This window comes from Magnetospira sp. QH-2 (assembly GCF_000968135.1).
GTDB lineage: Bacteria > Pseudomonadota > Alphaproteobacteria > Rhodospirillales > Magnetospiraceae > Magnetospira.
This window is the reverse complement of record NZ_FO538765.1, coordinates 3,544,264-3,566,606: the sequence shown is the minus strand read 5'-3', so window position 1 is coordinate 3,566,606 and position 22,343 is coordinate 3,544,264. Positions and strand designations below refer to the sequence as shown.

Here is a 22,343-nt window from a genome sequence, read left to right as displayed (position 1 = left end):
ATGTTGCAGTTTACGCCAGATCGCAGCCAATACCCGGAGAAAAAAGCCGACGGGACCTGCGACATCGACCTGACCTCGGGCAAGTACCTGAAGCTTTGGCAGGGTCCGAACCATCCGGGCATCACCGGCAACATGTCGGTGGAACTGACGGTCTGCGGCGATGAGGTGGTCGAGGGTCGCACCCATGTGGGCTACCTGCACCGGGGCTTCGAGAAGCTCATGGAGCGCCGCACCTTTATCCAATGCTTTCCCATCGTCTGCCGCATCTGCGTGCCGGAGCCGGACTTCAACGAGTACTGCTATGCCGCCGCAGTGGAGGAACTGGCCGGGATCGAGGTGCCGGAACAGGCCCATTGGATCCGCACCCTGATCCTCGAAATGGGTCGGATCAATAGCTATATGATGTATCTCGGTGGGCAGGCCGGAGCCTTCGGCCTGGGCGTCATCGGCCAATGGACCACCTATGCCCGTGATCTGATGCTCGATCGCTTCGAGGAACTGACCGGTGCGCGCATCTATCACATGTTCATCCTGCCGGGCGGCGTGCGCGACACCTTGCCCGAGGGTTTCGATCAGCGCATGGCCGAGACCCTCAAGGAAATCGAACGGACCATGAAGGACGTCCATGACGTGATGTTCCACAACGCCGTGTTCAAAAAACGCTCGGTGGGCGTCGGCTATATTGACCCGGCGCTGATCGACAGCTACGGCATCACCGGCCCCAATGCCCGCGCCGCCGGAGTGGTCAAGGACCTGCGCAAGGATGCGCCCTATCTGGTCTATCCCATGCTGAATTTCGAGCCGGTCAGCGGCACGGATTCCGATATCTTCACCCGGGCCGACGTGCGTCGCCGCGACGTTCTGGTTTCCATCGACCTGATCCGGCAGATCCTGGGCCGGATGCCGCGCACTGGCCCGACCATGTCCAAGCTGCCCAACGTGCTGCACTGGAACATTCCGCGCGGCGAGACCTATATCAAGGGCGAATGCTCGCGCGGTGAGTACGGGTTCTACCTGGTCACCGACGGCAGCGGCTACCCGCGCCGGGTCAATGTCCGGGGTCCCTCCTATACCCACGCCATGGCGTTGCTGGAGCGGATGATCGTCAACCTCAATATTTCGGATGTGGCGGGACTGATGGTGTCCTTGCATACCTATCCGCCGGAGATCGAGAGATAGCCATGAGTGTACGCGACGTCATATCCCCGTTCACCGCCTGGAAACACCTGTTTCGGGATCCGGTGACCATCAAGGATCCGCTGAATGATCGGCCGGGTGCGGCCCGCTATCGCGGCTTCCACAAGAACGACATGAAGACCTGTATCGGGTGCGGAACCTGCGAGGCCATTTGCCAGAATGCCGCCATCGACATGGTGCCCGGCGAGGGCATGGTGACGGGGGGCGAGGATTCCGGATTGCGGCCCCGCATTGACTATGGCCGCTGCTGCTGGTGCGCGCTGTGCGTCGACGTCTGCATGACCGGCTCCTTGTCCATGTCCAACGAATACACCTGGACCGACAGCGACGGTGATGCCTTCCGCTTTACCCCCGGCATCGACAAGAAAAGCTGGGACAACGCCGAACTGGGCTATCACCGTCCCGACGGCCATAGCCTGGTGCCCCATGACCGGGTGCATATGGGCGAGATGGAACCGGACGCCCGCATCGCCAATTTCGACGAAATCGTCGATGGCTACTCCGTCGAACAGGCCCAGGCCGAAGCCGACCGCTGCGTTTCATGCGGCCTTTGTGTCGCTACCTGTCCGGCCCATATGTCGATCCCCGATTACATCGGCGCGGTGCGCGATGGCAATTACGAATTGGGCCTGAAGCTGCTCTACGAGACCAATCCGTTCTCCGAGGTCTGTGGTCGCGTCTGTACCCACAAGTGCGAGACCGTTTGTGCCGCCAACCACGAAGGCGAGCCCATCGCCATCCGTTGGCTCAAGCGCCATATCATCGATCAGGTGCCCAACAACAAGTATGGCAAAATCATCGGCAAGCCGGCCCGCAAGACCCGTCACAAGGTGGCGGTCATCGGCGCTGGTCCCGCCGGCCTGACCGCTGCCTACGACCTGCGCCGCATGGGGCATCAGGTCACCGTGTTCGAAGCCCAGGACAAGCCGGGCGGCATGACCCGCTATGGCATTCCAGAATACCGGTTGCCCTATGACGCCATCGATCGCGAGGTCGCGGTGATCACCGGCATGGGCGTGGAGATCCAATACAACAAGCGTATCGGCACCGATGTCACCATGGCCGACCTGCAAAAGGACTTCCACGCGGTGATCCTGAGCATCGGCCTGCATCTGGGGCGCTCGACCCGCATCCCGGGTTCCGACAACAAGGGCGTGGAAAAGGCCGTGGATCTGCTGCGGCAAATCACCAACGGTGAAAAGATCACCGTGCCCAAGAAGGCGGTGGTCATCGGCGGCGGCAACGTGGCCATGGATATCGCCCGCAGTCTGGCCCGCAAGCAAAAGGAAAAGTATGGCGACGTGGCCATGACCGTTACCGCGCTGGAAGATTTCGACCACTTCCTGGCCGACCCGGACGAGGTCAAGGAGAGCTCCGAGGAAAGCATCACTATCCTCGATGCCCGAGGCCCGCAGGAGATCATCACCGACGCCAAGGGCAAGGTAAAGGGTCTGAAGACCTGGAGAGTCGTCTCCATCTTCGACGAGCAGGGCCGTTTCGCTCCCAGCTATGATGAAACCGATGAGGTCATCCACGAGGGCGACATGGTCATCGAGGCCATCGGCCAGATGTCCGACGTTTCCCTGCTGGGCGAGGAATTGACCGAGCAGTTGGAATGGAACCGGGGCCGCATCAAGGTGGATGGCGATGGCCGCACCTCGGTGGATTGGCTCTGGGCCGGGGGGGACTGCGTCAATGGTCCCGACGTGATCCACGCGGTCGCCGATGGTCATCGTCTCGCCACCGCCATCGATGCCGTCTTCAAGCAACAGGATGCCAAGAAATGACTCAGGAACACGGCTACGACCAACTGAAGCCACTTTCCTCCATGGAAGAGATCCTGTCCGTGGCCATCGAGTTCGAGCGCACGGCTCGGGATTTCTACGCCGAATTGGCCCCCAAGGTCAGCAAGAACCTGCGCTACCTGGCCGAGGAATTGGCAGCCGAGGAACAGAAGCATTTCGATCTGTTCACCGGGCTTAAGGCGCGCCCGGATGTTCAGGCGGTGTTGCAAGAAGAGGTCAAGCGCCCGGCTTCGGACCGCAAGTTCTCCGATTGTGTCCACCTGCCGGACCTTGGTGACAAACCCGATGATCAGGAAGTGCTGCAATTCGCCCTGATGCGCGAGCAGGCGGCCATGGAGCAGTACACTGCCCTGGCCGAGGAGACTGGCCCAGGCCCCATCCACGACTTGTTCCAGTACCTGGCCAACGAAGAGACCAAGCACAAGAACGAGCTGGAAGTGCTGTACTACGAGGTCGTGCACTCCGGCGGGGTGTAAGCGCGCGCCGATCTGGATTTCCCCACGCGCAGCGATCTTAAGGATCGGCCCGCAGGGTGGTCTCCGGTGGCCGCCCGCGGCGTCAAGCTCCCTCACCGATGCGCCGCATTGCTTTCGGGACCTTTCCTGGCGGTTCGACTCACCGGAGACCATCACAATGGGTCATATGAAACGCCAAAGGCTTTAGTGGTCTTCCAACCTTCACACGAACCCGCTAGGGTATGGGAAAGGTGCCGCGCCCCTAGATCACATCGTATTTGATCGTATTCGATCGAATACTAAAAACATGATTGATTCCAATAGGGTCGCGCTTGTTCAATGGGTCCGTTTGGACCCGGCACGCGCTAAGAGCGAATCGGCACCGCGCTGGAGCAAGGGGAGATGCCGCCATGAAGGACCACAACCGGAATCGACATACTGTTTGGACAGGGATTGTCCTTGCAGGCTTGGTTATGTTCTCGCCTCTTTCGGCCATGTCCGCCACGACGGCAAATTCTTCCGGAAGCGCGGTCCTCGAAGAGGTACGGGCGCTCGAAGCCAAAGGGGAACTGAGCGCCGCGATCATCAACTTGCGCAATGCCATTCGCGACAATCCGGGCGATCCTTCGTTACGGTTGGCGCTGGGGCGTATCTTACTGACACAAGGCAACATTCCGCATGCCGAAACTGCTTTTTTGCAGGCCCGGGAAAAGGGAGCGAGGAAGGAAGACGTCCTGGTCTGGCAAGCAAAGATAAGAATCCTCAAAGGAGACTTTCTTTGGGTCGCTAGCGAATTGGACATTGACGACGCGCTCCCCGATGAGTTGAAGGCCCGCATGCATGTAGTTCGCGGTCAAGCATTGTATGCCAGGAAGAAAACAGATGAGGCCGCGATTGAAATCGAAGCCGCCAAGCAATTGGTGCCGGGGCACCCCTGGGTCGTGTTGCTTGATGCGCGGCGGGATCTGGCCGAGGGAAAGCTGGAGCAAGGCGAGCAGAAGCTGGACCAGTTGATCGCTCAGGGTCCCCATGGCGTCGAGGCCCTGATGCTGAAGGTCGCGTTGCACAAACAGCGTCGCGAGACGGATCAGGTCATGGCCTTGCTGGATCGGATTGTGGCCCTGCGCCCGTATGATGCCAATGTCCAACTGGACCGGGCGGCCACCCTGATGGCCCTGGGGCAGGTGGATGAAGCCGACGAGATTATCGATAAGGTGCTGAAGGGGGTTCCCAATCATCCCCTTGCCATTCTTTTGCGGGCTCAGCGCTTAACCCAGACCAAGAAATTCAAGGAAGCATGGGAACGGCTGCAACCTGCCATGCAGAACTTGAAGGGGAACAAGGCCGCTGTTCTTTTGGCCTCGGTTCTCGCCATGGAGGCCGGACAAGTCGAGCAGGCCCATAGTTTCCTCGATCCCTTGTTCAAGCTCAATCCGGAAGATCCCGTGGTTGTGAAACTGATGGCCGAGCTTTTTCTGCGGGATAAGAAGTATGCCAAGGCCGTGCCCTTGTTGGAAAAGGTCGTTGCGGCTGAACCCGATGATGCCCGCGTGTTGGCGCGGTTGGCTTTGGCTTATACCGCTATCGGCAAAAACACCGAAGCGGCGGAGTTGTTCGAGAAGGCCGCGACCTTGGACCCTGAAAACCAGGCGCTAAAGCTGCGTGTGGGCATGGCGCGGATGGCCGAAGGGGACACGGAGGCAGCCTGGGACAATCTGTCCGGGCTGGTTGATGACCCGGACGCGGGGCCACAGGCCTCAGCCGCCATTGCCAGCTTGCATATGGGGCGGGGTGAATGGGACAAGGCTTTGGAAGCGGCTCGGACCTATCGGGGGCAAATGCCTGACTCGCCGCAGCCCGATCTCATGCTTGCCCGCATTTATCGCGCGACAAAAGACACCAAGGCGGAACTGGAAAGCCTGTTGTCGGCGCAGAAAAAGGCGCCTGAACTTGATCTTGTGGCCTTCGAGTTGGCGACCCATTATCGCCGCACCAAGGAAGCCGACAAGGAAGCGGCGGTCTATGCGGACATTCTTGCCCGAAACCCCAGAAACGAGCGGGCTCTGTTGGGCCAGATCTCCATTTCCAAGGTGAAAGGCGAATCGACCGAAGCCCTGACCCTGGCCAAGCGGGCGGCGAACATGGCCCCTGAGTCCCTGATCGTGGGGCGGGCCTATGTCAACTTGCTCATGGTGGCCGGTCAAAAGAAAGCCGCCCTGGCAGAAGCAGATCGGTTGGTCTCCAGCCTGCCGAAATCGGCCGATGCCTTTATTCTCCTGTCCAAGGTTCACTTCGCCATTGATCAGCCGGTGGAAGGTCTGGCAGCCCTGCGTCGGACCGCTGGTTTGACCCCGCAAGGGGGGGCCGTGCATGTGGGCATGGCCAAGGCATTGATCAGAGAGAACAAACCCGATTATGCGCGCCAGGTTCTCGACCGGGCCGTGGAAATCGAGCCGGGCCTGATATCCGCATGGGGGATGAGGCTGGCGGATGAAGAAAAGCGCAATGGATTGGAAGCGGCTCTGAAGCTATCCCGCGAGGCCGAGGTTATGCCCGGTGCGGGACGGGATCTGGCGGAAATGCTGACTGGGGATCTCTACCTGCGGGCAAAGCAACCTGAAAAGGCCCTGGCGGCGTACAAGGCCGGGATAGCGGAGAAGCCGTCTCCCGCGCTTGTGGTCCGGTTGGCCCGGGCGCATATCGCCGCTGGAGACCGGCAACCGGCTCAGACCGTTCTGACCGAATGGTTGACAGAGCATCCGGATGATCTGGCGCCCCGCATGGCGCTTGCCGATCAGTATATGGCCGCCGGAAAGGATGCGGAGGCCATTGCAGCCTATGAAAAGGTTGTCGAGGTCAATCCGCGCCATCTGGTGGCCTTGAACAACATGGCTTACCTGCATAGCAAGACCGACCCGCGCAAGGGACTGGTGGCGGCTCGGCGGGCCTGGATGCTGGCCAAGACCAACCCGTCCATTGCCGATACCTATGGCTGGCTTCTGGTCCGCACGGGCGAGCCTGAGAAAGGGCGTCCGCTGTTGGAACTGGCTCATGTGCTGGGCAAGGGCAAAAGTTCATCCACCGCCTACCACCTGGCCGCCGCCCTGGCTGCCGAAGGACAAAAGGAAAAGGCCGCTTCTGTTCTGGAGCCGTTGATGGCCTTGGAGTTTCCCGAACTGGAAGACGCCAAGGCCCTTTACGAGACGGTTCGATAAAGCAACATTCAGGCGGTCTTCAGGCCGCCTGATGCTCGTCGTCGTTGGCGGAATCGGTCCGCATGGTGCGCTTGAAGTGGTCCGGGTGGAGCGCGAATTCGACCACTTCTTCGATATGATCCAGATGCATTTGGTGCAAGAATCCATGCACACTGGCCGGATGACGCGCCTCTTCGTGGTCGGGCGTGGCGACCATCCAGGTGCAGACCGCGCCGCCCAGGCATGCCGCGCCGCAGATGGCAAAGGCGGCGGGGAAATTACCAAGATCACCCAGCATGCCGCCCAAAACCGGACCGGCCACGCCACCAACCCCATAGGACAAAAAGATCAGTGGATAGTTCTGTCCAACCCGCTTGTTGCCAAACAGATCGGCGGTGAAAGTGGGGAACAAGGCAAAATTGCCACCGAAATTGAAGCCGATGAGGGCCGCCCCCAGATAAAGAAGATACTCGGACCCGGCCATGCCAGTGAAGGCGAACAGGAACAAAGCCTGGGACAAAGTCATGACCATGATCGACCGCTTACGGCCAATGCGATCACTCAGGGTTCCCCAGGCGATCCGGCCGATCCCGTTGGCGATGCTGAAGAATACCGCCATGGCCGTGCCGGCGATGGCACTGGCCTCCACCGGGCCGTATCCGGCGGCCTGGAGGGCCTCCATGGGGTAGAGCTTCATTAGTCCGATGGACATCAAGCCGGCCCCGGCGCTGGCGGTAAAGGTCAAGAAGACCAAGTAGAACTGGGGCGTGCGGAGCATTTCAGCGGCGGTGAATTCCTGGCCGCCATTGCCACCGGTGGCCGCGGGCGCCACATAGCCTTCGGGTTTCCAGCCCTTGGGCGGCATGCGCATCCACAGACTACCGAGCAGGATCATGACGGCAAAGGCCGCGCCATAGAGCATGAAAGTCTGAGCGAGGCCGACGGAATTAATAAGGTGTCCCCAGGTTCCAGCCATCTTGACCCAGCCCATGGCGCCGAAGCCGAAACCGGCGACGGCCAGACCGGTGATCAGTCCCTTCTTGTCGGGAAACCACCGCATGCCGACGGCGATGGGGACCACATACCCCAGGCCGATTCCTGCTCCCCCGATCACTCCGATACCCAGCAGAACAATCCAGAATTCCGTGGCGCCCAGCAAGCCGGTCAGGGCATATCCGCCGCCCAGGGCCAAGCCACCGGCCACCGCCAAAGTGCGTGGTCCCCATTTGGCCAGAGCCCGCCCGGCGAAGACCATGGTCAAAGCAAAGGTGACCAACCCCACCGCAAATACCACCTGGGTATCCAGCTTCGACCACCCGGCAGCCTGAAGGGCGGGGGTGAAAACGGACCAAGCGTAAATGGCACCCAAACTCAATTGAATCAGAATGGCACCGAAAATAACATTGAGGCGGTTGGAGGCGGCAGCAGGCATCACGGCTTCTCCCATTTCAAAGCGGCGCGCTCTATACCTTGAATGGGGCCCGGGCCTCCATGAGGGATTCCGCGCCGCGACATAACGTAACAGTATAGGGTGCAACGCAACATTAGCACTAGTGCATATAATGCAGGGCTGCCCCGGCAAAAAATCATCCGAATTTTATGTAAATTGAAGAGAGTGGCGCCGTTGGACCTTGGGAAAAGGCTTGTTGAGGATTGGCGGTCTCGTGACTCGAGGGCTGATGGGGTGGTAGCGCCGTTCCCATTATTGATTGGGACACTGGAATCGAGCCGCCGAACCAGGAACAAGTGGGGGCGGAAAACAACAAAGGCTTAGTCAAATACTGACTAAGCCTTTGAAAAACTGGAGCGGGCGATGAGATTCGAACTCACGACTTCAACCTTGGCAAGGTTGCGCTCTACCCCTGAGCTACGCCCGCATACCGCCTCGCCACCGCGAGGAGGGCGCATATTACCCAAAGCGCGGGGCAATTCAAGCCCCAATTCATGAAAAGAACCAACCCTTTTGCAGTGGCGGGGGGGTTGCAGGGGGCCGTCCAACCGTCCATCTTAGCCCCAACGGACAATTGACCCGTTGAACCGGGTCCACGAAGACGCAAGGAAAGACCATGGATATTCTTCTCGATAATGACGGCACCCCTGTTTCCGCTGGTGGCACGCCCGCGGGGGATCTAATCAAGGATTCCGATCTCAACGGTTTCACCACCGATGTATTGGAAGCTTCCCGGTCGGTGCCGGTGATCGTCGATTTTTGGGCACCTTGGTGCGAGCCCTGCAAGACCCTGGGCCCGGCCTTGGAGAAGATCGTCAAGCAGATGGCCGGCGCCGTGCGCATGGTCAAGATCAATGTGGACGAGAACCAGAACCTGGCCGCGCAGATGCGGGTCCAGTCGGTTCCCACGGTCTATGCCTTCAAGGATGGTCAGCCGGTGGATGCTTTCCAAGGGGCCGTACCGGAAAGCCAGCTGCGCGCCTTTGTGGACAAGCTCACCGATGGGGCCCAGTCGCCCTTGGAGGCCGCGTTGGAGCAAGCCAAGGCGTTGCTCGACGGTGGCGATCCGCAAAATGCCGCGTCCCTGTATAATCAGGTTCTCCAAGCCGAGCCGGAACAGGTGGCGGCCCTGGCCGGTCTGGCCCGCTGCCTTATCGCTTCCGGGGATACGGATGCGGCCGCCAGCTTTCTCGATGGCCTGTCCGACAAGCTGAAGATGATGTCGGAGATCCAAGCGGCGCGTTCGGCGTTGGATCTGGCGGGGACCGGCGGTGGCGACGTGGCGGCGCTGCAAGCCAAACTGGACAGCAATCCCGACGACAACGACGCACGGTTCGACTTGGCCAACAGTCTCTATGCGGCAGGCGATGCCGAGGCTGCCATCGAACAGCTGCTTGATTTGGTCAAACGGGACCGGGGCTGGAACGAGGAGGCTGGGCGCAAGCAATTGGTCAAACTATTCGAGACCCTGGGACATACCCATCCGACAACTGTCGCGGCCCGCAAGCGCCTGTCGACCTTGTTGTTCTCCTAATCAGTAGAGACCGGATCGACCATGGGCGATTCCCCTTTTCAGCTGGATTTCGATGACCTGCCACGGGTGCTGCCGCTGTTTCCCTTGAGCGGCGTGCTGATGCTGCCGCGCGGGGAGTTGCCGCTGAATGTTTTCGAGCCCCGCTACTTGAACATGGTCCTTGATAGTCTGGGCGAGGAACGCATGGTCGGTATCTTGCAGCCGGCCCGGTCCGCTGCCGACCCCATCGCCGACGATGCCCGGCTGCTGAGCACCGGCTGTGCCGGACGGATCACCGCCTTTCAGGAAACCTCCGATCGCCGCCTATTGGTCACCCTGACCGGGGTCTGCCGTTTCCGGCTGGGGCAGGAAGTGGACAGCGGCGGCGGCTATCGCCGGGCGGTGGTGGATTATAGCGACTACAAGGCCGATATGATCGATGATGGTCGGGTCCAGGCCGTGGATCGCCAGAGTCTGTTGCGGGCGCTCAAGACCTATGGCGCCGCCCGGTCCATGCAGGTGGAATGGAACAGCCTGGACGGGGTGGACGACGAAGTTCTGGTGCATCAACTGGCCATGGGGCTGCCCTTTGCCCCCAACGACAAACAAGCCCTGTTGGAAGCCCCCGACCTGATCGAGCGCGGACGCATTCTCACCGCCTTGCTCGACATGGCGGCCCTACAGGGTGACGACGAATCCGACGACGCCGGAACCCGTCACTGACAGCCCATTGACACCGGGTCCGGAAACACCAAATAGGAGGCAGACATGGCCGAACGCACCGTCGATCCGAAACTGTTGGAGATCCTGGTCTGCCCATTGACCAAGGAAACCCTTCGATACGACGCGCAGAGCCAAGAACTGATCAGTGAGGGGGCCCGGTTGGCCTATCCCATACGGGACGGCATTCCGATCATGCTGCCCGACGAGGCCCGCTCGCTCGACGAGGAGGAAAAATAATGACCGCGACCTACGGCACGACCCATACGCCCACCGAGATCCGCGTCAAGCGGGAAGACAAAGTATTGGAAGTGGACTTCGATGACGGCAAGTGCTTCAAGCTCCCCGCGGAACTGCTGCGGGTGGAAAGCCCCTCGGCGGAAGTGCAGGGCCATGGGCCCGACCAAAAGACTCTGGTGGCCGGTCGCAAGCATGTGGGCATCATGGAAGTGACGCCGGTCGGTAACTATGCGGTCACCATCAAGTTCGATGATCTTCACGACACCGGCATTTACTCCTGGGAAACCTTGTATGATTTCGGCATGCGCCAGGATGAAATCTGGGCCGGCTACCTGCAGGCCCTGGAAGCCGCCGGGTTGAGTCGCGAGCCCTGATCGATAATCACTTTGTGGATATGATTTGAATACCCCTGCCGCCTGCTGGGGCGTATTGAGAATGATTATTATCAACTTGTAATAACGTTCGGTTTCTGTATAATAATCTGAATTCCGCGCTACATATGCCCAAAGAATAATATATTCGTCATGGCAGCATATAATGTCGATTAAGAATAAGATATTCCTTCCTTTTATCCTGGGTTTGGCCCTGATGCTGTTGGCGCATCTGGGGGCGCTGGCGATTTTCGAATCGGAAGAAGAAATGCTGCATGTTGAATCCTTGCAGCGCTTGGCCGACGACGTCTTAGTCAATGATGTGGACAAGGATATGCGGACCTTGCACGGTCTGCTGTATTTCCTCACCCGGCAGACCGAGCTGATTGAGACTTGGCAAGGGGGGGATATAGCGCGGCTGCGAGCCCTGGCCGATCCCATCTATTCGGATTTGCAGCGCCTCCATGGGGTCAAGCATTTCTACTTTCATGCGCCGGACCGCCGAGTTCAGTTGCGAGTACATAACCCGTCGGAAAGCGGCGACCTGATTGAACGCAAGTCGCTGTCGCGGGCGGCGGAAAAAGGGCTCCCCAGCGACGGCATCGAGTTCGGCCCCTTTGGAGATTTTTCTTTGCGTGCCGTACACCCGGTAAAAGTGGATGGGGTTCTGCTGGGGTATATGGAATTGGGCCTGTCGGCGGCAGATCTGGTCGAAGAGTTGGCAGAAACGTTGAATGCTGAAATTCTAATGGCGGTTCAGCAAAACACGGACAAGGATAAAACTTGGTCCCATAAAATCCTTTTGGGCACCCTGGTCCGGCTGCCATCGAACGTTGCTGAAACCTTGGCAAATCAAGGGATTGGTGGCTATCCGGTTGAGGAGAACGTCACCAAAGCTTATGCGCGGGAATACGGTGTGACCACCGTGCCCCTGCGGGACCGGGACGGCCCGGTGATCGGCACCGTTGTGGCCTTGTTCGATTTGGAAGCAGAGCACAATTTGCAATTCAAAGTGCTGGGCGGGTCATTGGCCACCGCCGCATTGGTGCTGAGTCTGCTCGCCTGGTTCTACTACCGCCGGGTCTCGAATGTGGAACGGGAGATCGAGAAAAGCAGCCGGGATCTGAACGAGTATCACCGCATGCTCGATACCTATGTGATTTCCTCGACCACCGATCTGGATGGCAATATCACCTGGGTCAGCAAGGCGTTTTGCGACGTTTCGGGCTTTTCAGAGGAAGAGTTGCTGGGGCGCAATCACAATCTGGTCCGCCATCCCGATACCCCCGACCGGCTTTTTCGCGACATGTGGCGCACGCTGCGCGCTGGAGAGGATTGGTCGAGTGAAATTCTCAACCGGACCAAGGATGGTGAAGATTTCTGGCTGATGTCTCACATTTCACCCATGAAGAACAAACAGGGCGATCTGGTGGGCTACAAGTCGGTGCGCCAGGATATTTCCAACCGCAAGCTGGTGGAGCATTTGGCCGTCACCGATCAGCTAACCGGGCTGCACAATCGCCGCCATTTCGACAATCAGCTGGATAGCCTGATCCGTCTGTCCCGCCGACACCAATCACCCTTGGTGCTGGCCATGCTCGATGTGGATTATTTCAAGCTCTATAACGACCGTTACGGCCACCAGGAAGGGGATCGCGTTCTTAAGGAAGTCGCTCAGCTTCTGAGGGAAAACCTGCGGCGACCGGACGACCATGTGTTCCGGACCGGTGGCGAGGAATTCTGTATCATCCTGGCGAACATGGAGGCCGATGCGGCCCGCGATCAGTTGGAGCGAATCCGTCAATGCATCCATGACGCAGGAATCGTTCACGAGGACAATCCGGCGGGTGGGCGACTGACCGTCTCCATCGGTTTTGTCTGTGAATGTCCCGGGTCGGGCGAGGCCGTGCCGGAGAAGCTGTACCGACGCGCCGACGAGGCCCTGTACAAGGCCAAGGCCCAGGGGCGCAATCGGCTTGAAGGCCCCGACGTGAACTGTGGCGCGGCTTAAAAAAACGACTGATTTCCTGTTGCCCTGCCCCCTCAAAGGAGTAGTGTTCGGAAAGGGGACTTTTCCTGTCTCATCCGCTTTCGATCACCTGACTCAAGGAGGGGCATCGTGCCGAACAAGAAGCACACGTCTGGCCCGCGCGTGGCCGCCATCGTCGGACCTTATACCAGTGGCAAGACCACGCTGCTGGAAGCCATGTTGTTCAGTGCTGGGATAACCAACCGAAAGGGCCGGGTCACCGAGGGCAGCACGGTGGGTGATTCCACCCCCGAGGCCCGCGACCGGCAGATGAGCACGGAACTGAACATTGCATCCGGTCCCTATCTAGGTGAGCAATGGACTTTCATCGATTGTCCCGGCAATGTGGAGCTATCCCAAGACGCCATCAATGCCTTGATGGTTGCCGATACCGCCGTGGTGGTCTGCGAGCCAGGCGAGGACAAAGCGCTGGCCATGGGTCCGCTGCTCAAGTTCCTCGACGATCATGCAATCCCACACGTGATTTTTATCAACAAGATGGACAACACCTCGGTGGGGGTCAAGGCGACTTTGGAAGCCTTGCAGGTGGTGTCCGAGCGGCCTTTGGTGCTGCGCGAATTGCCCATCCGCGATGGCGACAAGATCACCGGCTTCATTGATCTGGTCAGCGAGCGCGCCTTTGAATATCAAGAAGACAAGCCCTCCAAGATGTCTTCGGTGCCCGACAGCCTGAAAGACGAGGAGCACGAAGAGCGCGAACATCTTTTGGAAGCCCTGGCCGACTACGACGACCACCTGATGGAAGAATTGCTGGAAGAGGTGGTGCCGGATTCGGATGAGGTCTACGAGAACATGGCCCGCGATCTGCAACAGGATCTGATTGTGCCGGTATTCTTCGGATCAGCCCTGCATGCCCATGGCGTCACCCGGCTGCTCAAGGCGTTGCGCCACGAAGCCCCGGAAGCCGCCGCATCGGCCGAACGCATGGGTTTTGAATCCAGCGGCGAGCCGGTGGCCCAGGTGTTCAAGACCTTGCATGCGGCCCATACGGGCAAGCTGTCCATCGCCCGCGTCTGGCGTGGCGAGTTCACCGACGGCATGCAGCTAGGCGAGTCCAAGGTCTCCGGTTTGTTCAGCTTTGACGGCGGCAAGCATGTAAAAACCGCCAAGGCTCCGGCGGGCGCGATCGTCGGTCTGGGGCGCATGGAAGAGGTCCATACCGGCGCCGTTCTGTCGCCATCGGGCAAGGCCGAGGCCTTGGAATGGCCCGAGCCGCTGACCTCCTTGTTCTCCTTGGCCATCAATGCCGAGAAGCGCGAGGACGAAGTGAAACTGTCCGGCGCCCTGGCCAAGCTGGCCGAGGAAGATCCGTCGCTCAGCTTCGGCCATGATCCCGAGACCCACGAGTTCCTGGTCTGGGGACAAGGCTCGGTGCATTTGCAGGTGGCCGTGGCCCGGCTGCGCCATCGCTACAACATCACCGCCGTCACCGAACGCCCGCAGGTGGCCTATCGCGAGACCATCCGCAAGAGCGTCTCCAAGCAGGCCCGCCACAAGAAACAGTCCGGTGGCCACGGCGAATTCGGCGAGGTGCATCTGACCATCAAGCCGCTGCCCCGGGGATCGGGCATCCAGTTCAAGGACACCATCACCGGCGGCGCCGTGCCCAAGCAGTACATCCCCGCCGTGGAAGCGGGCATGCGCGACCATTGCGCCTCCGCCGGGCCTTTGGGCTTTCCCATCGTCGATATCGAGGTGACGCTGACTGATGGCAAGTTCCACACCGTGGACAGCTCCGACATGGCCTTCCGCAAGGCCGCCCAGCAGGGCATGCGCGAAGGCATGCCCGAGTGCGAACCGGTGCTACTGGAGCCCATCTGTTCGGTGGATATCGCCATTCCCAACGAGTTCACCTCGCGGGTGCAACGGCTGGTCAGCGGTCGCCGGGGACAGATCCTCGGCTATCAGGCCAAGGAAGGCTGGAACGGCTGGGACGAAGTACAGGCCTACCTGCCACAGGCGGAGATGCATGACATGATCGTCGAGTTACGCTCCATGACCCTGGGCGTCGGCACCTTCTCCTGGTCCTTCGACCACTTGCAGGAGCTGATGGGCCGGGTCGCCGATCAGATCGTCGCCGCCCAGGCGAAAAAGGACTGATTCCTTGGCGGCGGTCGGTCGGACCGTCCGCCGCCGCCACGGAGGCCACCATGCCATCGGCGCCCTTGAGATATGCCTTGCTGGCCGGGGTGGTCTATTTCTGCTGCATGGCCGTGGCACACTTTTTCGGCATCAAGCAGCCCTTGCTGTTCGTCTATTACGACACACCGTTCCATGCCTATCAGGATAAGATCATCGCCTTCGCGGTGATCGCTTACGCGGCGTTGTTCTATTCGGCGGCCAACCACCGGGCGGTGGTGCCGGCAGCCCTGTTCGCCCTCGGCATGACCGTTCTCGGGCTGGCCTCGGTCAACCTTTCCGATGCCCTGGCCTCCGTGCTGCAAGAAGGCCAGTCCACCATGCCTTATTGGATTCAGACCGGCCTCATCGGCGGTTATTTCGCCTTGCTGGCGGGATTGGTTTGGCGGGAAAGCCGATCCGGTATTCGTCCGGCATAGGCGGCTCGGTCGGCAGTAATTATATATTGTGTCCCCGAGTAATTTAGAGGGGCGATCTAAGCCTCTCAGGTCCCTCAGGCCCCTCAGGTCCCTCAGGTCCCGCAGGTCCCGCAGGTCCCGCGCAGGCGGGGAGGTATTCCCCCCCAACAGGACCCCGGCAGCCCCCGTCCCCTCTGCCCGCGCGGGGGAGGCGGAAAGGGAAACAGGCCGCCCTAATCCGCTTTGTCCAACCCGGCCAGCAAGCCTTCCACTTTCTCGATCTCCGGCTGCATGCCCACCTGCCGGTACAGGTCCAGGGCCTTTTGCCAATGGGCGCGGGCGGTCGCTGTGTCGCCGCGTTGTTTTTCCACGATACCCATTCTGCCGTAGGCGGCGGCCATGCCTTGCTTGCGGCCCAGTGTCTTATTGAGGCTCAGGGCCTGTTGGTAGTGGTCCATGGCCTGGTCCAGGTTGCCGCGTGTTTTTTTTACGGTGCCCATGTTGCCGTACTGGATGGCCATGCTTTGCTTGCGGCCCAGTGTCTTATTGAGGCTCAGGGCCTGTCGGTAGTGGTCCATGGCCTGGTCCAGGTTGCCGCGTGTTTGTTCCACGACGCCCATGTTGCCGTAATCGTTGGCCATGCCTTGCTTGTTGCCCAGCGCCTCATGGAGGGCCAGGGCCTGTTGGTAATAGATCATGGTCTGGTCCAGGTTGCCGCGTGTTAGTTCCACGTTGCCCATGTTGCCGTATTGGTTGGCCATGCCTTGCTTGCGGCCCAGTGCCTTATCAAGGCTCAGGGCCTGTTGGTGATAGGCCATGGCCCGGTCCAGGTTGCCGCGTGTTTGTTCCACGACGCCCATGTTGCCGTGGTCGTTGGCCATTCCTTGCTTGCTGCCCAGCGCCTCATGGAGGGCCAGGGCCTGTTGGTGATAGGCCATGGCCTGGTCCAGGTTCCCGCGTGTTTGTTCCACGACGCCCATGTTGTGGTAGTCAGCGGCCATGCCTTGCTTGCTGCCCAGTGTCTTATTGAGGCTCAGAGCCTGTTGGATATAGGTCATGGCCTGGTCCAGGTTGCCGCGTGTTTGTTCCACGTTGCCCATGTTGCCGTATTGGTTGGCCATGCCTTCCTTGTTGCCCAGCGCCTCATCGATGGCCAAGGCCTGTTGGTGATAGGCCATGGCCTGGTCCAGGTTCCCGCGTGTTTGTTCCACGACGCCCATGTTGCCGTAGTCGTCGGCCATGCCATGCTTGCGGTCCAGTGTCTTATTGAGGCTCAGAGCCTGTTGGTGATAGGCCATGGCCTGGTCCAGGTTCCCGCGTGTTAGTTCGATGGTGCCCAGGTTGCAGATGGCCACGGCCTGCACCGCCTTGTCCCTGTTGCGGTTGCCCAGGACCAGGACCCGCTCATAGGCGGCGACGGCAAGATCCAGATTGCCCAGACGATGGTGAATAAGACCCAAATAATTCCAGGCCTCAGCATGGTCCTCGTCCAGGGCCGTCGCCTTGGTGAAGGCGCGCAGGGCCTTTTGACTGTCATGGTGATAGGCCAGGACGCCGATCTGTAAGGCCGCCTGGGAGGCTTCGGACAGGCTGCCCCGGCCTTCGGACTCCTTGGCGGCCAGCAGGGCTTCCAGAGCCTGTTCGGCGGCGTCGGTCTTGCCCTGTTCCGCGTCCTGGATGATGTCGGCAACGGAAACTTGGTTCTGGTCAGCGTTTAGGGCCGTTTCCAAGGCCTTCTTGAGGCCGCGGATTTCCTCTTCCTTGCTGATGAGGTCATTTTCAGTGGTATCAAGCCTGGGCTCGGCATCCTTCTTCGCCTCGATGGCCTGGATCAACCGATCAAGCAATTCTGGCGTTACAATGACATTGGTTGTGTAGTTGATCTGTGGGCCATCGCCCTTGCCTTTGGGCATGAAGTATCGGGCCAGGAACCAGGCCAGCAGCGCCAACAGGATCCCAACGATCAAGGTATCCCGGTTCTCGGTCAGAAATTTGATGATCGAATCCAGCATCACGACTCCTCCTATCCCATAATAGAAGGTGACTTGAAAATACCCAAATATTGATGTTCTGCCCGCGCCAAATCAATGGATGAGGCAGCGTGATCTCAGCATTGTGCGACCCCCCTGCCTGTGCGGGGCAGGGGCTCTGATGGGTGGGGCAGGGGCGAAACCATGGGGGCGTCGAAGGACCATTCATCGCCTCATCCGCCGCCCCATTCACCGACAGACATACCCGCAGATCCACCAATCCGCTCCGTCTCGCACCGCCATTGCCGCCACACTATGGCGGGGACATAATATATATTAATCAATCCTGCGCGTTGGCCCCATAGGCCTTGAAGATCTCTTGCATGCGGGTCATTTCGGCGTCTTCGAGCCGGGGTGGCTCGGCGATGGCCAGGGCCTGCACATAGATCTTGGCCAAGTCTTCCACTTCGGCGGCTAGGTCCAGGGCACGCTCGGCATCGGGGCCGCAGGCGATCAGGCCATGATGGGCCAGCAGACAGGCCCGCCGACCCGCCAGCGCCGTAACGGTGGTCTCGGCCAACTCGGGGCTGCCTGTGGTGGCATAGGGAGCACAGCGGATATCCCGGCCCCCGGCGGCGGCGACCATGTAATGGAACGGTGGAATGTCCCGTTCCAGCACCGCCAGGGTAGAGGCGAAACTGGAATGGGTATGGACCACGGCGTTGATCTCCGGTCGGGCCGCGTAGATCGCTTGATGAAACTGCCATTCGCTGGAGGGTTTGCGGCCATGGCGATCCCATCTGCCGTCCAAACCGACCCAGACCACGTCTTCGGGCAGCAGGTCTGGGTAGGCCATGCCCGACGGCGTGACCAGGAATCCGTCCCCCAGGCGCAGCGATACATTGCCCGCGCTACCGCGATTGAGCCCTTGGGCGTTCATGGCCAGGGCGGTATGGATGACCGTCCGCGCGGCGTCGGTATGATCGTGGTTCATCGGACCGAGGCTTCGATATTGCCGCCGTCGACGGTCATCACCGCCGCCGTGGTCTTGCGCGATTTGGCCAGATCCACAAAGGCCTGGGCCACGTCCTCGGCGGTGACCTCGCGCCCCAGCAGGTTGCCCGCCATGTAGTCGTGCTCGCTCACCCCCCGGGCCACGGATCGCTGGGCGATGAAGTCATCGGTTAGCAGGCCGGAGCGGATGCGGTCGGCATTAACGGCATTGGCCCGAATGCCGTCGCGCCCGTGGTCCAAGGCATATTGCTTCATCAAGAACAAGGTGGCGGCTTTGGGTAGGCCGTAGGGACCGAAGTTCTTGCCCGGATTGAGCGCCTGTTTGGAAGTATTGAACAACAGACAGCCGCCGGTGCTTTGTGCGGTCATTACTCGAACGGCTTCCTGGCAAATTGTGTGGTGTCCCCAGAAATTCAATTCGAAGCTCTGGCGCAGGGTTTCCTCATCCACCTCGCCGATGCGGCCCTGCCAGGCGGCGCCGGCATTGGACACGACGATGTCCAATCCGCCATAGGTCTCGCAGACCTGGGCGATGGCGGCGGTCACGGCCATTTTGTCGGTGACGTCACAGCCGATGCCCAATCCCTTCACGGCCTCGGCCATGGCCTGGGCGGTGGGTTCGTCGCGGTCCAGCACCACCACCTCGCAGCCCTGGGCGGCGAAGGCCCGGGCGGTGGCGGCGCCGATGCCCGATCCGCCGCCGGTGACCAAACAGACCTGACGGGCCAGGGCTTTCTCGGAGCCCTTGCCCAGCTTGGCCTGTTCCAGGGACCAGTATTCCAGGTCGAACTGGTCAGCCTCGGGGATCGGGTCATAGGTGCCCAACCCCTCGGCGGCGGTAATCACGTCGATATTGGTCTCGGCCAGATCGGCGGCGATGGCAGCCGCGCCGCGGGACTTATCCATGCCGAACAGTCCCAGCCCCGGCACCAAGGCGATGCGCGGCATCGGGTCCAATGGCGTTTTGATGCCGCCGAGCCGGGCATTGTTGCGCTCGAAATAGGCCTGATAGTCGGCCTGATAGGCTGCCAGTGCCGCTTTCGCGCCCTTGGCGAATGCGTCCAGTTTGCCCGCTTCGGGACAGGGAAGCACCAAGGGTTTGGGCTTGGTGCGAATCACATGGTCCGGGGTCACGGTGCCCCGCTGGCTATAGTCGCTCAGATCTGCGCCATCCACGAAGGCCCGGATGGCGGCGGAGGTGCGGAAGTCCAGCAGCAGTCGTTTGGGCTCATGGTCGTCACCCTGATCCTCGGCCACCAGCCCGCGCAGGATTGGGGCCACCTGGGCCACCGTCGCCACCGACGACGCCACCGATGCTGATGGATAAACTTTCGGCCCGGCCTTGGCCAGGACATCCTCGGCGACGGAGACCAGCTCGATCATCCGGTCATAGGCTTCGCGGGCCGTGGCGCCGAAGGTGAAGATGCCATGCTTGACCAGGATCAGTCCCTCGGCGTCGGGCTTGTCCAGATAGGCCCGGTAGCCGTCCCGGGCCAGATAAAAGCCGGGCATCACATAGGGCACGATGGCCATGCGGTCGCCATAGAGGTCGCGGGCCCGGGCCTCGCCGTCCGGTTGATCGGTCAGGGCGACCACCGCATTGGCATGGGTATGATCGATGAACTTGTGCGGGATGAAGGCATGCAGCAGGGTCTCCACCGACGGATTGGGCGCGCTGGCATCCATCAGGCTGGTGCGTTGCAAGTTGACCATTTCCTCATCGGTCAGGCTGTCCACGTCTTGCAGCTTGAGCAGCGGTTCCAGGCGCACGGCGGGCAGTCCCGCCGGTTCGATGGTTCCCATGTCCCAGCCCGATCCCTTGACGCAGAGCACCTCGGTCGTGTCGCCGGTCAGATCCGGGAGGCTGGTCTTGACCGAGGTATTGCCGCCGCCATGCAACACCAACTCGGGCACCGATCCGAGCAGCCGGGTGGTATAGGTGCGCAGGGCCCAATCCTCGTTGATTCCATCGGCACCGTACCGGGCAATGGCGGCATGAGATTCGGTTTCGGACCAAAGGTTATGCATGGAAGTCGTCCTTCGAACGGGGAGATTGAAACAAGGTCCGAAGAACTAGCAGAAACAGCCCGGCGGGAAAAGCTTGGGCATCGGCGTCCTTGCCACCCACCGAGATCCTTGCGCGATTAGCGACTATCGGGGAGCGTGCGTAGCATGCGGCGCAAAGCGTCGTCGATCAAGGAGTCCATGATTTCGCCATCGGCATGGAAAGCTCCCGCGGTTGCCGCGCTGGCCACCACCGACAGGGGCGACAAGGGAAGTCCGCCATCCCCGCGCCGGGCCGTGTGGGCGGCTCGCCAAAGAATCTTGTCATCAAAGGCCCGGGCAAGCTCCAGTCGGAGACCCACCTGACGCTCGCTCCATACGAGCATATAGGCATCTTCGGCATGGCCGAGGACCGCCCGGGCCTGGAACGGGCACCGTTGTTCAAGGGCGAAGCGGCGTCGGTCGCCGGAGTTTTCCAGATCTATGCCCCGCTTGCGTTCGATCCGTTGCCGGGTCAAGGGAGAGACGACCCGCTCGACGCGACCACTCAAGTGCTGCGCCAGGGAATCAGCGATCCGGCGGGCCAAGGCGGGGTGCTCAAGGCCCAAGGTGGGGAGCACGAAGACGCAGGTTGGAGGGTCGCGATAATAGTCCCTGTCCAGGTGATAAAGAACCTCCCGGGCAAGCGGTTCTTGCGCGCTCTTGTCGTCGCGCTCGGTCAGCGGGCGATAGGCGGTCTGCATGCAGCCAGCGAGCAAAATCACCAGCATCAGCGGGAGCAGGGTTTTTGTCATGGTCTCCTCCCGCAGCGGCCCAGGTCGATGCGACCGGGCAAGGCAAGGCCATCGGCCGAGAGACCGCCGACCCGGACCCGGCCTCCCTCAAGCCGGTAAGTCGCACGGATGCGTCCGGTATTCATGTAATCCTTGCCCAATTGCTGGCGCAGGCCACCCAATAGGGCGGCATCCACCCGGCGTGGGAAAATTCTAATCGTGTCCCCACTATATAGGTCGTGATGCTGTTTGATCTTCCGGACCTCGGTTCTCTCCGCCGAGGCCGGTCGTCCGGCGGGCTGACGCAGGAAGCCGCTATAGCGGTCGGTATTGATTTCCCACCGCTCGCCGGGGGTCTGTTCGCTGGTGAACAAATTCCCCGCGCCATCCATCACCGCTACCCGCATGCCGTAGCAAGAGGTCAGCGCCTCGAACAACTGGTCGCGGGACCGGGATCCGGACGGCCAGGCAATCTCGATCTCCGGACCACGACCATGTTCCAAGACGCGCAGCAGGGTTCGCCCGGTACGGATATCCGCGGAGGTCGCCTGAACGACCGGTGCCGGTGCCGGTTGGGGGCGCGGCTCGGTTTTGGGGGCTGGTCGGTGGGCCGGAATGGCCACCGCTCGCGGGATCGGCTTGGTCTTCGGTTTGGCCCTTGGCTTTGATTGAGGTCTGGGATCGATGGCGGGCGGCGGAGCCGGTTGGGCAACGGGTTCGGCCCTTGCAGCCGACGGCTTGGGCGTTGGTTCCGCCACGGGAGGCGGCGGGGTGATGGTCGCGACTGGGACCGGCGCGGATACCGGTGCGGATACTGGCGCGGATACTGGCGCGGATACTGGCGCAGGCGCCGGTGGCGCGGGCAACCGGACCACCGGTGTAACCGTCTCGGCGACCGGTTGCGGTTTATCCTCGGGCAGATCCAGACGCACCGATTCCCGTTCCTTGTGCATCCGGTCCGGGACCTGGGCCAGGGCGATCAGCACGATGCCGATACCGAGGCTGAGGATCATGGACAGGCGGGCGGAAACGGGAGCGGTGGTCATGGCC

17 protein-coding genes and 1 tRNA gene are annotated in these 22,343 nt (G+C 60.8%); 11 read left to right on the top strand and 7 right to left on the bottom strand.

All coding sequences use genetic code 11. From position 1 onward, the window contains the following. From MGMAQ_RS16670 to prsT, 4 genes are all read left to right on the top strand, one after another. The gene (locus MGMAQ_RS16670; protein WP_082085497.1) at window positions 1-1,179 is read left to right on the top strand and encodes an NADH-quinone oxidoreductase subunit D; all 1,179 of its coding nucleotides are present in this window, start codon (window positions 1-3) and stop codon (window positions 1,177-1,179) included. Between the two features lie 2 nt (window positions 1,180-1,181). After that, a complete protein-coding gene (locus MGMAQ_RS16665; RefSeq protein ID WP_046022438.1) occupies window positions 1,182-2,984 on the top strand; it encodes an FAD-dependent oxidoreductase in 1,803 nt (600 codons plus the stop codon). Then, window positions 2,981-3,478: a ferritin family protein gene (locus MGMAQ_RS16660; protein ID WP_046022437.1), complete on the top strand. Its 498-nt coding sequence runs from the start codon at window positions 2,981-2,983 to the stop codon at window positions 3,476-3,478. Before MGMAQ_RS16665 ends, MGMAQ_RS16660 begins: the two co-directional genes overlap by 4 nt. Window positions 3,479-3,930: 452 nt before the next feature. Then, on the top strand, window positions 3,931-6,672 hold the full coding sequence (gene prsT, locus MGMAQ_RS16655; protein WP_046022436.1) for an XrtA/PEP-CTERM system TPR-repeat protein PrsT: 2,742 nt from the start codon (window positions 3,931-3,933) through the stop codon (window positions 6,670-6,672). Window positions 6,673-6,691: 19 nt separating this feature from the next. On the opposite strand, the gene MGMAQ_RS16650 is transcribed toward prsT, so the two are convergent. Next, a complete protein-coding gene (locus MGMAQ_RS16650) occupies window positions 6,692-8,083 on the bottom strand; it encodes an OFA family MFS transporter (RefSeq protein WP_065814703.1) in 1,392 nt (463 codons plus the stop codon). A gap of 370 nt (window positions 8,084-8,453) precedes the next feature. Continuing rightward, window positions 8,454-8,528 (bottom strand) — tRNA-Gly (locus tag MGMAQ_RS16645). A gap of 189 nt (window positions 8,529-8,717) precedes the next feature. On the opposite strand from MGMAQ_RS16645, the gene trxA reads away from it, so the two are divergent. The 7 genes from trxA to MGMAQ_RS16610 all read left to right on the top strand — a co-directional run bounded on the left by trxA (window position 8,718) and on the right by MGMAQ_RS16610 (window position 15,553). Next, the gene (gene trxA / locus MGMAQ_RS16640; RefSeq protein ID WP_046022435.1) at window positions 8,718-9,635 is read left to right on the top strand and encodes a thioredoxin; all 918 of its coding nucleotides are present in this window, start codon (window positions 8,718-8,720) and stop codon (window positions 9,633-9,635) included. A gap of 21 nt (window positions 9,636-9,656) precedes the next feature. Then, complete coding sequence (locus MGMAQ_RS16635; RefSeq protein WP_046022434.1) at window positions 9,657-10,337, top strand: LON peptidase substrate-binding domain-containing protein; 681 nt, start codon at window positions 9,657-9,659, stop codon at window positions 10,335-10,337. A 45-nt stretch (window positions 10,338-10,382) separates the two neighbouring features. Further along, on the top strand, window positions 10,383-10,574 hold the full coding sequence (locus tag MGMAQ_RS16630; protein WP_046022433.1) for a Trm112 family protein: 192 nt from the start codon (window positions 10,383-10,385) through the stop codon (window positions 10,572-10,574). Next, window positions 10,574-10,948, top strand: coding sequence for a gamma-butyrobetaine hydroxylase-like domain-containing protein (locus tag MGMAQ_RS16625; protein WP_046022432.1), 375 nt, complete (start codon window positions 10,574-10,576; stop codon window positions 10,946-10,948). The genes MGMAQ_RS16630 and MGMAQ_RS16625 overlap by 1 nt, the downstream gene beginning before the upstream one ends. A gap of 163 nt (window positions 10,949-11,111) precedes the next feature. Next, window positions 11,112-12,956: a diguanylate cyclase domain-containing protein gene (locus MGMAQ_RS19890; RefSeq protein WP_052716492.1), complete on the top strand. Its 1,845-nt coding sequence runs from the start codon at window positions 11,112-11,114 to the stop codon at window positions 12,954-12,956. 108 nt (window positions 12,957-13,064) lie between these two features. Next, window positions 13,065-15,095 carry an elongation factor G gene (locus MGMAQ_RS16615; protein WP_046022431.1) on the top strand — a complete coding sequence of 677 codons (2,031 nt, stop codon included), beginning with the start codon at window positions 13,065-13,067 and terminating at the stop codon, window positions 15,093-15,095. 50 nt (window positions 15,096-15,145) lie between these two features. Then, window positions 15,146-15,553 carry a hypothetical protein gene (locus MGMAQ_RS16610; protein WP_046022430.1) on the top strand — a complete coding sequence of 136 codons (408 nt, stop codon included), beginning with the start codon at window positions 15,146-15,148 and terminating at the stop codon, window positions 15,551-15,553. A 212-nt stretch (window positions 15,554-15,765) separates the two neighbouring features. Here MGMAQ_RS16610 and MGMAQ_RS16605 read toward each other — a convergent pair whose 3' ends face one another. The 5 genes from MGMAQ_RS16605 to MGMAQ_RS21135 form a co-directional block, all read right to left on the bottom strand. Beyond that, entirely contained in the window at window positions 15,766-17,544 is a 1,779-nt protein-coding gene (locus MGMAQ_RS16605; RefSeq protein ID WP_046022429.1) for a tetratricopeptide repeat protein, read from the bottom strand. Window positions 17,545-17,842: 298 nt separating this feature from the next. After that, window positions 17,843-18,496 (bottom strand): class II aldolase/adducin family protein, encoded by a 654-nt coding sequence (locus MGMAQ_RS16600; protein WP_046022428.1) that lies wholly within the window; start codon window positions 18,494-18,496, stop codon window positions 17,843-17,845. Beyond that, window positions 18,493-20,544, bottom strand: a complete 2,052-nt coding sequence (locus MGMAQ_RS16595) for a bifunctional aldolase/short-chain dehydrogenase (protein ID WP_046022427.1) — start codon at window positions 20,542-20,544, stop codon at window positions 18,493-18,495. The genes MGMAQ_RS16600 and MGMAQ_RS16595 overlap by 4 nt, the downstream gene beginning before the upstream one ends. A gap of 116 nt (window positions 20,545-20,660) precedes the next feature. Further along, window positions 20,661-21,314, bottom strand: coding sequence for a hypothetical protein (locus tag MGMAQ_RS16590; RefSeq protein WP_046022426.1), 654 nt, complete (start codon window positions 21,312-21,314; stop codon window positions 20,661-20,663). Further along, entirely contained in the window at window positions 21,311-22,339 is a 1,029-nt protein-coding gene (locus MGMAQ_RS21135) for a hypothetical protein (RefSeq protein WP_052716491.1), read from the bottom strand. Before MGMAQ_RS21135 ends, MGMAQ_RS16590 begins: the two co-directional genes overlap by 4 nt. Between the last annotated feature and the right edge of the window lie 4 nt (window positions 22,340-22,343).

Bases quoted from the DNA above. Each gene is read 5' to 3' on its own strand.
- MGMAQ_RS16605 (WP_046022429.1), bottom strand. From the start codon at position 17,544: ATGCTGGATTCGATCATCAAATTTCTGACCGAGAACCGGGATACCTTG.
- MGMAQ_RS16665 (WP_046022438.1), top strand. From the start codon at position 1,182: ATGAGTGTACGCGACGTCATATCCCCGTTCACCGCCTGGAAACACCTG.
- trxA (WP_046022435.1), top strand. From the start codon at position 8,718: ATGGATATTCTTCTCGATAATGACGGCACCCCTGTTTCCGCTGGTGGC.
- MGMAQ_RS16590 (WP_046022426.1), bottom strand. From the start codon at position 21,314: ATGACAAAAACCCTGCTCCCGCTGATGCTGGTGATTTTGCTCGCTGGC.
- MGMAQ_RS16650 (WP_065814703.1), bottom strand. From the start codon at position 8,083: ATGCCTGCTGCCGCCTCCAACCGCCTCAATGTTATTTTCGGTGCCATT.
- MGMAQ_RS21135 (WP_052716491.1), bottom strand. From the start codon at position 22,339: ATGACCACCGCTCCCGTTTCCGCCCGCCTGTCCATGATCCTCAGCCTC.
- MGMAQ_RS16595 (WP_046022427.1), bottom strand. From the start codon at position 20,544: ATGCATAACCTTTGGTCCGAAACCGAATCTCATGCCGCCATTGCCCGG.
- MGMAQ_RS16630 (WP_046022433.1), top strand. From the start codon at position 10,383: ATGGCCGAACGCACCGTCGATCCGAAACTGTTGGAGATCCTGGTCTGC.
- prsT (WP_046022436.1), top strand. From the start codon at position 3,931: ATGTTCTCGCCTCTTTCGGCCATGTCCGCCACGACGGCAAATTCTTCC.
- MGMAQ_RS16600 (WP_046022428.1), bottom strand. From the start codon at position 18,496: ATGAACCACGATCATACCGACGCCGCGCGGACGGTCATCCATACCGCC.
- MGMAQ_RS16625 (WP_046022432.1), top strand. From the start codon at position 10,574: ATGACCGCGACCTACGGCACGACCCATACGCCCACCGAGATCCGCGTC.
- MGMAQ_RS16610 (WP_046022430.1), top strand. From the start codon at position 15,146: ATGCCATCGGCGCCCTTGAGATATGCCTTGCTGGCCGGGGTGGTCTAT.
- MGMAQ_RS19890 (WP_052716492.1), top strand. From the start codon at position 11,112: ATGTCGATTAAGAATAAGATATTCCTTCCTTTTATCCTGGGTTTGGCC.
- MGMAQ_RS16635 (WP_046022434.1), top strand. From the start codon at position 9,657: ATGGGCGATTCCCCTTTTCAGCTGGATTTCGATGACCTGCCACGGGTG.
- MGMAQ_RS16660 (WP_046022437.1), top strand. From the start codon at position 2,981: ATGACTCAGGAACACGGCTACGACCAACTGAAGCCACTTTCCTCCATG.
- MGMAQ_RS16670 (WP_082085497.1), top strand. From the start codon at position 1: ATGTTGCAGTTTACGCCAGATCGCAGCCAATACCCGGAGAAAAAAGCC.